The 12237-nt window shown below is 71.8% G+C and carries 11 protein-coding genes; 4 read left to right on the forward strand and 7 right to left on the reverse strand.

Annotated features, from left to right (window positions below; translation table 11 throughout):
- Window positions 1–3: 3 nt before the first annotated feature.
- The 4 genes from tgmB to ACIQNG_RS10075 all read right to left on the reverse strand — a co-directional run bounded on the left by tgmB (window position 4) and on the right by ACIQNG_RS10075 (window position 4739).
- Window positions 4–984 (reverse strand): ATP-grasp ribosomal peptide maturase, encoded by a 981-nt coding sequence (tgmB, locus tag ACIQNG_RS10060; RefSeq protein WP_401483746.1) that lies wholly within the window; start codon window positions 982–984, stop codon window positions 4–6.
- Between the two features lie 17 nt (window positions 985–1001).
- Window positions 1002–1193, reverse strand: coding sequence for a putative ATP-grasp-modified RiPP (gene tgmA, locus ACIQNG_RS10065; protein ID WP_401431920.1), 192 nt, complete (start codon window positions 1191–1193; stop codon window positions 1002–1004).
- Window positions 1194–1892: 699 nt separating this feature from the next.
- Complete coding sequence (locus tag ACIQNG_RS10070; protein WP_401483748.1) at window positions 1893–3047, reverse strand: hypothetical protein; 1155 nt, start codon at window positions 3045–3047, stop codon at window positions 1893–1895.
- 327 nt (window positions 3048–3374) lie between these two features.
- Window positions 3375–4739, reverse strand: a complete 1365-nt coding sequence (locus ACIQNG_RS10075) for an FAD-dependent oxidoreductase (RefSeq protein ID WP_401483750.1) — start codon at window positions 4737–4739, stop codon at window positions 3375–3377.
- Window positions 4740–5133: 394 nt separating this feature from the next.
- Between ACIQNG_RS10075 and ACIQNG_RS10080 the strand changes: the two genes are divergently transcribed.
- The 3 genes from ACIQNG_RS10080 (at window position 5134) to ACIQNG_RS10090 (ending at window position 7781) form a co-directional block, all read left to right on the forward strand.
- Complete coding sequence (locus ACIQNG_RS10080) at window positions 5134–5691, forward strand: hypothetical protein (RefSeq protein WP_401483752.1); 558 nt, start codon at window positions 5134–5136, stop codon at window positions 5689–5691.
- Window positions 5692–5752: 61 nt separating this feature from the next.
- Window positions 5753–6514, forward strand: coding sequence for a hypothetical protein (locus ACIQNG_RS10085; protein ID WP_401483754.1), 762 nt, complete (start codon window positions 5753–5755; stop codon window positions 6512–6514).
- 25 nt (window positions 6515–6539) lie between these two features.
- Window positions 6540–7781 carry an MFS transporter gene (locus ACIQNG_RS10090; protein ID WP_401483756.1) on the forward strand — a complete coding sequence of 414 codons (1242 nt, stop codon included), beginning with the start codon at window positions 6540–6542 and terminating at the stop codon, window positions 7779–7781.
- Window positions 7782–7933: 152 nt separating this feature from the next.
- Here the strand turns inward: ACIQNG_RS10090 and ACIQNG_RS10095 are convergent, their stop codons facing one another.
- Window positions 7934–8863, reverse strand: coding sequence for a GNAT family N-acetyltransferase (locus tag ACIQNG_RS10095; RefSeq protein ID WP_401483758.1), 930 nt, complete (start codon window positions 8861–8863; stop codon window positions 7934–7936).
- Window positions 8864–8936: 73 nt separating this feature from the next.
- Window positions 8937–10496 carry an APC family permease gene (locus ACIQNG_RS10100; protein ID WP_401431938.1) on the reverse strand — a complete coding sequence of 520 codons (1560 nt, stop codon included), beginning with the start codon at window positions 10494–10496 and terminating at the stop codon, window positions 8937–8939.
- A 315-nt stretch (window positions 10497–10811) separates the two neighbouring features.
- Here ACIQNG_RS10100 and ACIQNG_RS10105 point away from each other — a divergent pair, with 315 nt between their 5' ends.
- Complete coding sequence (locus ACIQNG_RS10105; protein ID WP_401483761.1) at window positions 10812–11540, forward strand: lipoprotein; 729 nt, start codon at window positions 10812–10814, stop codon at window positions 11538–11540.
- A gap of 23 nt (window positions 11541–11563) precedes the next feature.
- Here ACIQNG_RS10105 and ACIQNG_RS10110 read toward each other — a convergent pair whose 3' ends face one another.
- The gene (locus ACIQNG_RS10110; protein WP_401483763.1) at window positions 11564–12202 is read right to left on the reverse strand and encodes a class I SAM-dependent methyltransferase; all 639 of its coding nucleotides are present in this window, start codon (window positions 12200–12202) and stop codon (window positions 11564–11566) included.
- Window positions 12203–12237: the final 35 nt, after the last annotated feature.

Genomic DNA, 12237 nt, shown 5'->3' on the forward strand with positions numbered 1-12237 from the left:
ATGTCAGTGCACGGTCGAGTCGGCGCCCCGCACCTGATGGGGGAGGCGCGCCGGACGGGCCAGCCATTCCGCGATGGTGCGGGCGATGGGCTGCCCGGTGTCCACCTCCACGAAGCCGAACTGCCCCGACTGGTTGCACTCCAGGAACCACCAGGTGCCGTCCCCGTCCTCCGCGAAGTCGAAGGCGCCGTAGGCCAGTTCCGCCTCGCGCAGATAGGTCCGTACGCCGTCCGCGATCCGCGGCGGCACCGGCGCCTCCTCCCAAAGGGCGGCGGAGGTGGCGAACCGCACGTCCACCTCGTCCGGGTCGGCGTCCGCCGCCGTCGGCTTGCGGGCCGCCAGCATCCGGTCGCCGACGACGGTCAGCCGGATGTCCGCCCGCTTGGTGACCCTGCGCTGGAGCAGCGTCGGCCCGAACGCCACGGCGGCGAAGTCGGTACCGGGCGCCACCCGGCTGGTGGGCACCGCGCGCGGCGGTTCCTGCGGATGGGCGCCCGAGACCGGTTTGACCACCAGATCCGGGAAGCGCTCCGCGAAGTCACGGGCGGCCTGCGGGAAAGTGGTGATCAGAGTGGCCGGCACGGGCAGCCCGCTGCGTTGGGCGAGCCGCAGTTGCCAGGGTTTGTGCCGGGCGCGGCGCGCCGCGTCGGGATGGTTCATCCACCGCACGTCCAGGCCGCGCAGCATGCCGTACAGGGCCTGCGAGGACTCCTCGGTCAGCCAGTCGGAGGGGTGGGGCACCCGGGTGGCCGGGGTGCCGGGTCTGCGGACCCAGATGGATCTGAGTCCGTCCATGCCGACGAGCCGGCCCGCGGACCACAGATGGCCGCGGAACGCGCCGTGCACATACTCGCCGGAGAGGGCGACCCCGCCGGTCAGGTCGGCGGGGTCGAGGCGCACCACCGGCACCCCCGAGGCGTTGAGGTGGACGACCACCATGTCCGCCGTCACATCCTGCTCGGAGGTCAGGATCAGCACCGTCATCGTCGATGGTCCGTGGGTCAGTCGTCGAAGTGCGTCTTCGAACCCGCGGTGGAGGTCGTCGTCCCCAGCTCTCTGAGCAACGCCATGTCCGACGCGGCGATTCGGCCATCCATGAGTACGTTCAACTGCAGTCCGCAGTCGTAGGCGTACGGAGTGGTGACGTCCAACTCCGCAGCCGGTCGTGCGTAGTTGAGCGTGAACGGTTGCATCGTCTCTCCCTCGTCGGTGCCGCTCCGAGCAAGCTGTCGGCAGGCCGCTTCATTGCTTCGCCCATGGATCTCCAGGGCCCCATGCACTTATACGAATCGAACGGGTGGTTGGTTTCCTCACGCTCCGTGGCCACAGGCGCGTTGAGCCGCTCTGAACCCTGAGACGGTCGGGAAGCCCGATCGGTTGATCCATGGACGACTTGTGTGTGGGCTGTGTGGTCCGGATCTCAGTCGGGAACGCCCGGCCGGGCGCCCCTGACCTGCCCCCGGTCCCGGTACGGGGCAAGCGGCCGGACGCCTATGTCATCGAGGTGCACGGGTCGGACAGCGGTTCGCCGGGTGAGGTGAGGAACCGGACCGCGCCCCCGGAAGCCGCCCGGGAGCGCCGTACGGGCGAGGGTGAAAGTGATCAAGAACACGCTGGTCGTCTTCACAAGCCCTCCCCGGTTGCACGCCGAAATGCGTTCGCACTCCATGAATTCCCGCTAACGGGGGTGGTATTGCTGAATCGCGACACAAGTCACATGTGAAATCGGCGCCGTAGGGCCCGGAACGGGTCAGTGGGTGGTGCGAAACAGTCACGAATGCGGTGCGGCCGGGCCGATACGGGCCTGGTCCGGTCCGGAGAATGTCCTGTTGTCGCTCGTCGCGGGGCTCCGTGCCGGGCTCCCGTGCCGCTCCACGGCCGAACGGCCCCGGTCATCGGGGCGCGCGGTCCCCGTCGTCCGCGTGAGCCTCCCGCGCGTCCGGCTTCCCGGCCGCGTCCTTCCGGCTGGTGCCGCTGGTGCCGTCGTCCTCGGTGCGGCGGCCGGGGATCCTCAGCCGGCCGAAGCTCTGCGTGAGCTGACGGAACGGGGAGGCCACCGGTTCCGCGGGCCGTACGGGCTCGGCCAGCGCGCCGTACGTCTCCCGGTACACGGCGAGTGCCTCATGGGCGGCCTCCGCGGCCTCCCGGTACAGGTCCCGGGACTTCGTCATGGCGTCCAGCGCGTCGGCGTACATCGCCACCAGCCGTCGCTCCCGGTCGAGTTCCTCCCGCACGGTGAGCAGATGCCAGTCCTCACGCAGCGTGGTCAGCAGCGCGTCGGCCCCCTCCGGCAACGGTCGGTCGAGCGCCGCGAACCGCGTCACGGCGGTGATCAGCTCGGCCGGTTCCGTCCCGTCGAGGAACACGCTGCGTACGGTGAAGTCCTCGGCGCCGTGACCCGGCGGGGCGGGGTCGCCCGGCAGGACGGCGGCGCCGCCGCGCGGCACCTCCACCCCCGTGTCCCGCAGCGCCCAGTTGACGCTCCTGAGCTGCTGCGGGGCGGCGCGGTGCTCCACCACCCGGTGGCGCAGGCCCGGCGGCAGCACGGCGGCCAAGGGGCGCAGCCCGCGCTCGTCGGGGGTCATCGCCTCGTGGACGACGACATGCACCGCCCAGGAGTCCTGCGCGGCGCTCTTCAGGATCCGCCGCAGTTCCCGCTCGTCCGACGGCAGCGGATTGATGTCCTGGAGCCGCAGCCCCGTGGCGGGCTCCGAGGCCCAGGTGTCCTCGTCCGCCGGCCAGAACATCGTCGCGGGCGACGGCCAGCGCAGCTCCCAGGCGCCCTCGGCCTCCGCGGCGAGCGACCAGCGGCCGGTGTCGGCGAGATCGAGACGGGCCCGCACGGTCACCGGGCCGGCCACCCGCCAGCGGGCCTCGAAGCCGCGGACACCGGCGGTCCCGGCCTCGGGATGCTCATGGAAGTCGTCGAGCGTGCCGGCGTCCTTGTGCCGCCGGAGCGTACGCCGGAGGAGATCCGCGGCGCCGGGGGCGGTGTGGTGGCCGCGAGCCAGCCACACGGTCGGGGGAGTCGTGAGGGAGCTGGGCATGGATCCATCGGTCAGGAGGGGCGAGCGGGGCAAGCGAGGGCGACGTGCGACGTATCCGTCCAGTATCGCCGTAATCCCTGGGAAACATCGCCGCGACCGGCCCGGGGAATGCGTGAACCCCCGCCGAAGTGATCAGAAACACATACGCGCCGCACACGGGGAGTGCACGGCGCGAACAGGGTGCGCACCGGGCGCACCGGGTGGCCTGCGCGCGCCCGTCGCCCCGGAGGCGCGGTCCCACCGCAATCCGGTGGGCGGGCGGAACCGTCCACCATCCGCAAGAGGGTGGTTCCGCCCGTCTTTCCTCCGATGTGCCGCGCGTGGTGGCTACGCGCCGCTCGCGCGGAGCATGTCCTCACGCTCGACGATCTTCACGCGCTCACGGCCCTGCGGCTCGCCCAGCGCCTTCTCGGCGGCGTCCAGCGCGTACCAGCCCTCCCAGGTGGTGAAGCGGACCTCGCGCTCGGCGAGGAAGGCGCCCACGGCCTCCGGCTCGGGAGCCGAGGGGGTGTGCAGCCGGCTGTGCGCGAAGTCGTCCAGGAGGTGGGAGACGGTCTCGTTGGCGTCGCCCTTGGTGTGACCGATCAGGCCGACCGGGCCGCGCCGGATCCAACCGGTGACGTAGACCGACTGGAGGTGCGCGCCGCTCTCCTCGATGACCCGGCCGCCCTCGTCCGGCACCGTGCCCGAGTCGATGTCCCACGGCAGCTTGGGCAGCTTGTCGGAGAGGTAGCCGACCGCGCGGTACACGGCGGTGACGTCCCAGTCCTTGAACTCGCCGGTCCCCTTGACGTTGCCGGAGCCGTCCAGGGCGGTGCGCTCGGTGCGCAGACCGACGACCTTGCCGTCCTCGCCGAGGATCTCCGTGGGCGACTCGAAGAAGTGCAGGAAGAGCTTGTGCGGCCGGTCGCCGGTGTCGCGGATCGCCCAGTTCTCCAGGGTCTTGGCGACCATGTCGACCTGCTTGCTGCCGCGCCGCGCCTGGATCGAGCCGTCGTCGTAGTCGATGTCCTCGGGGTTGACGATGACCTCGATGGTGGGGGAGTGGTCCAGCTCGCGCAGCTCCAGCGGGCTGAACTTGGCCTGCGCGGGACCGCGGCGCCCGAAGACGTGCACCTCCAGCGCCTTGTTGGCCTTGAGCCCCTCGTACACGTTGGGCGGGATCTCGGTGGGCAGCAGTTCGTCGCCGGTCTTGGCGAGGACGCGCGCGATGTCCAGGGCGACGTTGCCGACGCCGAGCACGGCGACCTTCTCGGCCTCCAGCGGCCAGGTCCGCGGCACATCCGGGTGCCCGTCGTACCAGGACACGAAGTCCGCGGCGCCGTACGAACCGTCCAGCTCGACACCGGGGATCGACAGGGCGCGGTCGGCCATGGCGCCCGTGGAGAAGATCACGCCGTCGTAGAACGACCGCAGATCGTCCAGGCTGATGTCGGTCGGGTAGTCGACATTGCCGAAGAGCCTGACCTGGGGCTTGTCCAGCACCTGGTGCAGGGCGGTGATGATGCCCTTGATCCGGGGGTGGTCGGGGGCGACGCCGTAGCGGATCAGCCCGAACGGGGCCGGCATGCGCTCGAAGAGGTCGATGGACACACCGGGATCGGCGGCCACGTCGGACTTGAGCAGTGCATCGGCGGCGTAGATACCGGCCGGACCGGCTCCGACGATGGCTACCCGCAGGGGGCGGGGCATGATCAGGTTCCCTTCGAGCGATGAATGACGACTCGATCAGGAAGCCTAAACTAAGGCAAGCCTAAGTAGGTACGCGGGTCCGGTCTATGGACTCATAAGGCGACCTTATGACGTCTCCTTGACCAGGTTATACGACCGTCGGATCTCGCTCGTCGGCAGCAATGTAGCGCAGAGAAACCCCTCGGTGATCGTCAGTCGCCGCTGCCCCGCCACCTCCGGCGCGGGCTCGGGCGAGTAGCTGCGCGGTGAGGTGGACCAGGGGCTCGTTCGGCGGCCGGTTCTCGTAGGTCGGGGGCGTGACCGGTGGTGAGGAAGATCGTTCATTCCGGGCGGGGCCACGATCGCGGGCCCCGGGCAACCTCATGCGGGACCCGGAACGGAGGCACGGTCGACGATGGGTGGCTGGATCACCGTCGGGTGGGGCGCCGTCGCCGCGATGTGCCCGCTGTCCCCGGACAGCGGAGCGGGCGTCGTGGTCGACTCGCACGCGGGCGCGGCACATGTGGTGGTGTGCGCGCCGGACGCCTGGATCGAGATCGGCGCCTCGGCGCCGACGCCGGTCGAGGAGCCGGGGCGAGTGACCGGGGAGGAGCGGGCGGTGGGGCCCTCCCCGCCGGTCGCGCCCACGGAGCCCGCCACGGAGGCCGCCATGGAGGCCGCGCCCGCCGTGGCCGAGGCGGTGGCTCCGGCACCGGCTCCGGCAGTGACTTCGGCGCCTTCCGCCGCTCCCGTACCGGCGGCCGTGCCCGAACCGCCGGAGGCCGTCGCCGCGCCCGTTGCCCGTGAGATGCCGGCCGCGTTCCGCTGGGTGCCCCGGCCGTATCGGGGCGGGGCGGGTGAACGGTCCGTGCCCGGCGGGTTCTCCGTCCTCACCACCATGACCGTGATCACCACGCCCGCGATCCTCGCCGCCGCCGCCCTGCGGCCCGGATCGCGGCGCCGCCGGTCCTGACGCCCCCGCGACCACCGCTCCCCCCCTCGTCCACCCCTGACACCGCTCCTGGAGTTCCACCGTGCCGGAATGGCTGATCTACTCCCTGGCCTCCCTCCTGGTCTGCGCCTTCGTCGTCATGGCCATCGTCATGAGGCACCGGCGGGTGGCCGACGACGAGGACACGTCCGAGACCCCGGACGTCCTGGAGTACATGGTCATGATGGTCGGCGTCGTGTACGCCATCGTGCTGGGCCTGGCCATCGCCGGGGTGTGGGAGGCCCGGGGCGCGGCCGAGGACACCGTACGGCGCGAAGCCCTGGCCCTCCACGAGATCGACCGGCGCCTCGACGTCTACCCCGCCGCCTACCGCGCCCAGGTCCGCGACCGCATCGACGAGTACGCGCGGCACGCCGTGACCGCCGAGTGGCCCGCCATGGAGCGGAACGAGGAACCGGGGCCCGCGGGCGCCGAGTTGCTGAACCGCATCCGCACCGACCTCGCCCACCGCACCCCCACCGACGAGCTCCAGGCCCAGGCGTACCAGCCGCTCCTGGACGAGGTGGCCGCCGCCGACGTGGCCCGGCACGAGCGGCTCGACAGCGCCGGGACCACCCTGCCGGGCGTGGTCTGGTTCGGGCTCGTGGCGGGCGGGGCCGTGACACTCGGGCTGCTGTTCACGCTCCAGATCCGCCGCTCCACCCGCGAGTTGATGCTCGCCAGTGCCTTCAGCGCGCTCGTCGTCTTCCTGCTCTTCCTGGTGTGGAGCTTCGACGCGCCCTTCGGCCACTCGGGCGCCGACTCCGCACAGCCCCTCCGGGACCTCTACGCGACGGTCGCATGACAGCCCGCCCGCGAACGGCAGGGGCGTGAGGGTGCGCAAGCGGCGACGGTCCCTGGGGCCCGCGTTCGGGCGGCTGTGGGCGGCGTACGCCGTCAGCGCCTTCGGCACCCGGCTGGCCTTCGACGCCTTCCCGATGATCGCGGTGCTGGTGCTGCACGCCGGTCCGGGCAAGGTGGCGGCCCTCGCGGCGGCGGGCGCGGCGGTCGGCGCGGTGGTGGCCGTGCCGCTCGGACCCTGGGTGGAGTTCCGGTACAAGCGGCCCGTGATGATCACCATGGACCTGGTGCGCTGTGCGGCCCTGCTGACCGTCCCCGCCGCCTTCGCCTTCGGCCTGCTCAGCTTCGCCCAGCTCCTGCTGGTCTCCGTGGCCGTCGCCGCCGCCGACATCGCCTTCGGCGCGGCGGCGGGCGCCTGTGTGAAGGTCCTGGTCCCGCCCGAGGACCTGCTGTGCGCCAACGGGCGCTTGGAGTCCACCGCCTGGACCGCGACCATGCTCGGACCACCCCTGGGCGGGGCCTCGGTCGGCCTCCTCGGCCCGATGACCACGGTGGTCGCGGACGCCGTCAGCTATCTGCTCTCCGCGCTGGGCATCCGCGCGATCCCCGGGAAGGAACCCGCACCGGCCGCCCGCTCCAAGGGACTGCGCCCCGGCGACCTGGTCGACGGCTGGCGGCACATCCTCGGCCATCCGGTCCTGCGCCCCCTGTTGCTGAACACGGTCCTGGTCAACGGCCTGATCATGGCCTCCGTACCGCTCCTCGCCGTGCTGATGCTCGGCCGCCTCGGCTTCGCCCCCTGGGTCTACGGCCTCGCTTTCGCCGCGCCCTGTGCGGGCGGGCTGATCGGCGCCCGGCTGGCCCGCCCGCTGGTCGACCGGTACGGCGGCCACCGGGTGCTGTGGGTCTCCGGGACCCTCCGGGCCTGCTGGTCGACCGGGCTCGCCTTCGTCGGCCCCGGCACCGCGGGACTGCTGCTCGTCATGGGCGTCGAACTCGCCCTCATCACCTGCGCGGGCGTCTTCAACCCGGTCCTCGCCACCCGCCGTCTGGAGCTGACCCCGCCGGACCGGGTGGCCCGTACGCTGTCCGCCTGGTCGGTCGCCGGGAAGGCCGGAACCGCCGTCCTGACCGCGCTCTGGGGCCTGCTGGCCGCCGCCGCGGGCCTCCGCACCGCCCTGGCCCTGGCCGGTCTCCTGCTCCTCGCGACCCCGCTCCTCCTGCCCCGGCACGATCGGGAACCCTCCCCGGCGGCCCGTCAGTCGGCCTGAACCGCCGGTCCACGGACCCCGCCCGCGCCCGGCCCGGGACACGCCGGCCCGGACGCCCTCAGGACCAGGTCCACCGTCTCCACCGGAGAACTGCTCGCGGGGACGACCGTCTCCACCCCGGCGCCCCACCCACCGCCCGGCGGCCCGTCCGGTCAGGCGACGACCGTCTCCCAGGTGTCGACGGCGTAGTACACCGACATGCCGTTACGGCCGTACAACTGGGGCGCGCCGGTGTCGTTGGCGGTGTCGACGCCCAGGCCCACCTTGTCCCGGCCCCGGGCGGCGAACTCGGCGAAGGCGCGGCGCAGGAGGAAGCCGCCGAGGCCCCGGCCGCGGACCTCGCGCACCATGCCGAGCCCGCCGATCCACGCCATGCTGCTGAGGTCGTCGCGCCCCAGCAGGAATCCGGCGTCCCCGAGGCCGTCGACCGACAGGATCCAGACCAGCGACCAGTCGATCAGCTCGGGGTCGAGGTCGGCCAGCCACTGCTCGTACGTCCGCGGCTGGTGGTCGAAGTGGTCGACGAAGGTCAGCTGGTCCAGCGCGTGGGCGCGGACCCGGTCCTCCTCCGTGAGACAGGGCCGTACCCGCACCCCCTCCGGAGCCTCCGGCATCGGGTCCCGCGCCGGGTCCAGCGACCGGGTCAGATTGTGATAGCGCCGCACCGGGGCCCAGCCGCGCCCGGTGAGCAGGGCGGTGTCGGTCGTGGAGCGGGTGTTGAGGCCGAGGTGGATCACGGCGCGCTCGGCACCGTTGGAGCGGGCCTTCTCCAGGGCCCGCGCCTCCATGGCCCTGAGGACGCGTTGCCCCGTCTCCTGGTGGCCCGGCAGCACGACGTGCTCGATGTCGATGCGCTCGCCGCCCGAGTCGTCCCAGAGCAGCCCGTACGCCACCGGCCGGTCGCCGTCGAAGGCCAGCCACGAGTCGGTCTTCAGCTCCGTCTCGGGGTGCTTCAGATCCGACTCGACGGCGTGCAGGTCGGTCTCGGGGTGGCCGATCTCGATCCGGTCGACCGCGTTGAGCAGGTCGGTGATGGCCGGGGCGTCGCGGAGCGCGGCGGGGCGCACGGTGGGGGTGGGCATGGGGTCAGGTTCCGTGACGCGTCGCGCGGACCGCAACGGAATTTCCGCGCCCGCGGAGCCGGACCGGACCCGCTCAGTCCTCGACCACCAGGGACGGGGTCGACCTGGTGAGCACCTCGCCCCGGAAGAAGGCCGGGCTCCGCCAGCGCATCACGGCCATGATGACCAGGCCGAGCGCCAGCAGCCCCACGCCGATCACGAAGACCGAGCCCACGCCGAACACGGACGAGCCGCTGCCGTAGGCCGGGTCCCACATGTCGGCCAGGGTCTTCCCGAAGACGGCCGCGAGCAGCAGCCCGCCGACCAGCGGGAAGAGCCCCTTGAACAGCAGGTCGCGGCCGGACTTCAGCAGGTCGGCGCGGAAGTACCAGGCGCACGCGAAGGCCGTCAGCGCGTAGTAGAAGCAGATCATCAGGCCCAGCGCGTAGATCGTGTCGACCAGGACGTGCTCACTGACCAGCGTCATCAGGGTGTAGAACACGCCGGTCGCGACACCCGCCGTGACGGTCGCCCTGCCCGGGGTGCGGAAACGCTCGTGCACGCGCGCGTAGGACGCGGGGAGCGCCTCGTACGCCGACATGGCGAGGACCGTACGGGCGACCGGGATGAACGTGGTCTGCAGGCTCGCGGCGGCCGAGGCGAGGACCGCGACGAAGAGCAGCACACCGAGGCCGGGGCCCATCACCGGTCCGGCGAGGGCGGCGAAGACGTTGTCGGAGGTCTCGGGGTTGGCGAGGCCGAGGCCCTGGTCGCCGGAGCCGACCACCATCTGCGCGGCGACGCCGGTGGCCAGGTACGAGCCGACCAGGACGACCATCGCGATGAGCGCGGCCCGGCCCGGGGTGCGGTCGCTGCCGCTGGTCTCCTCGTTGGCGGTGAGACAGGCGTCCCAGCCCCAGTACATGAAGATCGACAGCGACAGGCCCGCCGTGAACGCGGCGAAGGACTGCACGGCGAACGGGTTCAGCCAGGACCAGGAGAAGTCCAGGGAGGTCGGGAAGTCCGCGCTGCCCGCCTTGCCGAAGGCCATCGCCACGAACACCGCGAGGACCACGAGCTGGAGGCCCACCAGCGCGTACTGCACGCCCTTCGTGGCGGTCATCCCGCGGTAACTGATCACGGTGGCGATCGCGATCAGCGCCAGGCAGGTGACGATGTGCACCGCCTTGCTGTCGTCGAGCGCGGCCACCTCGGCACTGCCGGTGATCTCGCCCGCGAGCAGCCAGAAGTACGAGGTCGCCACGCCCGCCAGATTCGACAGCACGATGATCGTGGCGATCACCAGACCCCAGCCGCACATCCAGCCGACCTTCGGGCCGAACGCCTTCACGGTCCAGGTGAAGGAGGTGCCGCAGTCGGGCATGACCCGGTTCAGCTCCCGGTAGGCGAAGGCCACCAGGAGCATCGGCAGAAAGCCGGCGAGGAAGACGGCCGGCATCTGGACGCCGACCTCCCCCGCCGTGGAGCCGAGGGTCGAGGTGAGGCAGTAGACCGGGGCCACGGTGGAGATACCGATGACCGCGCTGCCCAGCAGGCCGACGGAGTTCCCGTTCAGGCCCTTGGCGCGGATGCCGTCGGCGGAGGCCCCGTCGCCTTTGTCGGTGGCCTGGGGCCGTACGTCCAGCTGAGTCATGAACAGGACGTTAAGTCCTGCGATTTCCGTGGTGACGAGCCGTGGTGATCACTCACAGTAGGCAGGTGAATGGGTGATTCCTGGGTCTGTACGGCTATGTTCCTGCGATTTGAAGGTGATGGCGCGCGGGTGGTTCTGTGTTCCCAGGACGGTCAAGGGGTGTCCGATATTCGGTTATCGCACCGGGGCGCGCATTTCACTGCCCGAAATTTTCCCATGTGGTCCGCGTCACACTTCGTGCGGTCATCCCCCCGGTACAGCCCGTCCCGCCTGCGGCTACAGTGACCGGCCAAGATCGACTGGGGAGAGGCGACCGTGCGGGCAAGAGCGGGGAAGAGATGGCCGGCCGCGATGGCGGTGGCGGCGATCGTGCTGACGGGGTGCTCGGGCGACTCCGAGCCGGACGGCGAGGGAGCGGCGTCGGCCGCGAACGCCGCCGAGAAGGCGGAGGCGAAGAGCGGCGGCACCGTCGGCGGACCCGGCTCGGCGTGTGAACTGCCCCTGACCTTCGACACCGCCGAGAAGTGGACGGCGGAAGCCGTCGGTGACGGGCCGGGGGGCGGTGACTCCGGCGGGACGGAGGGCGGTGACTCCGGCGGGACGGAGGGCGGTGACCCCGGTGAGACCGGCGGGGCGGCCCCTGACGTCGCGCCCGAACTCGCCGGTCTGCTCCAGCAGGGGCCCGTCACCCTCGTGTGCGAGATCGACGCCAAGCCCGCCGGTCATGTCGGCTTCCTCCGGGTCTGGACCGGTGAGAAGGGCGAGGCCGACCCGCGTGCCGTCCTCACGGAGTTCCTCGCCGGTGAGGACGGCGTGAGCAAGGAGCGGTACAGCACCTTCAGCGGGGACGGGGGCAGTGGAGCCGAGGTCGCGTATCTCCTGACGATCGAGTTTCTCGACGAGACCAAGAAGGAGCGGGCCTTCGCCGTGACCACCCCGGACGGACCCGTCGTCGTCCACCTCGGCGGGATGGACTCGGCGGAGCACGACGCGATGATCCCGGCGTACGAGCTGGCCAAGAAGACACTGAAGGTCGCCGACTGAGCCTTGGAGAGAGGCCCGCGCCCTCAGCCCTCCCGGCGGCAGTACAGGAAGAGCTGCGGCTCCGGGCCCGCCTCCGGGAGGGCGGGGGTGAACAGCACCTCCTGCCGGTCCAGCACGACCAGTCCCGCCGACGCCGCCAGCTCCACGAACCCCTCGGTGGAGAAGCTCGTCGCGCGCACCGGCTGCCCCAGGAACTCCACCTCGACGTCCTCCACCTCCAGGGCGACGGTGGCGAGCACCACATGCCCCGACGGCCGTACCGCCGTGGCCATGCGGCGGACCAGGTCGGTCTGTTCGGAGCGGTCCATCTGGAGCATGGCGAAGTAGGAGCAGACCGCGTCGAAGCGCCCCTGGGGGAGGGAGACCTCGCGTGCGTCGGCGCACTCGAAGGTCGCCCCGGGCACCTGGCGGGTGGCGAGGTCGACCATCACGGGGGAGATGTCAAGACCGTGCACCTCGTGCCCCGCGGCGACAAGGGTCTCGGCCGTCGGGCGGCCCGTGCCGCTGCCCACGTCCAGCACCCGGCTGCCCGGTGCCAGCCGGTCGAGCAGCCACGCCAGCGACCTGCGGTGCGGTTCCGACGCGGCGAACGCCTCCTGGTAGGCGGCGCCGATCGCGTCGAACGTCACGGCGGCGGGCGCCCTGTGCGGTGCATCGGTCACGTCGCGGTTCCCTTCGTCCGGGCATACGGGCACTG

This window comes from Streptomyces sp. NPDC091377 (genome assembly GCF_044757045.1).
Classification (GTDB): Bacteria; Actinomycetota; Actinomycetes; order Streptomycetales; family Streptomycetaceae; genus Streptomyces.

Excerpts from the sequence above, each read along its gene's own strand:
- tgmA (WP_401431920.1), bottom strand. The coding sequence starts at position 1,193 with ATGCAACCGTTCACGCTCAACTACGCACGACCGGCTGCGGAGTTGGAC.
- ACIQNG_RS10080 (WP_401483752.1), top strand. The coding sequence starts at position 5,134 with ATGGGTGGCTGGATCACCGTCGGGTGGGGCGCCGTCGCCGCGATGTGC.
- ACIQNG_RS10070 (WP_401483748.1), bottom strand. The coding sequence starts at position 3,047 with ATGCCCAGCTCCCTCACGACTCCCCCGACCGTGTGGCTGGCTCGCGGC.
- ACIQNG_RS10075 (WP_401483750.1), bottom strand. The coding sequence starts at position 4,739 with ATGCCCCGCCCCCTGCGGGTAGCCATCGTCGGAGCCGGTCCGGCCGGT.
- tgmB (WP_401483746.1), bottom strand. The coding sequence starts at position 984 with ATGACGGTGCTGATCCTGACCTCCGAGCAGGATGTGACGGCGGACATG.
- ACIQNG_RS10095 (WP_401483758.1), bottom strand. The coding sequence starts at position 8,863 with ATGCCCACCCCCACCGTGCGCCCCGCCGCGCTCCGCGACGCCCCGGCC.
- ACIQNG_RS10100 (WP_401431938.1), bottom strand. The coding sequence starts at position 10,496 with ATGACTCAGCTGGACGTACGGCCCCAGGCCACCGACAAAGGCGACGGG.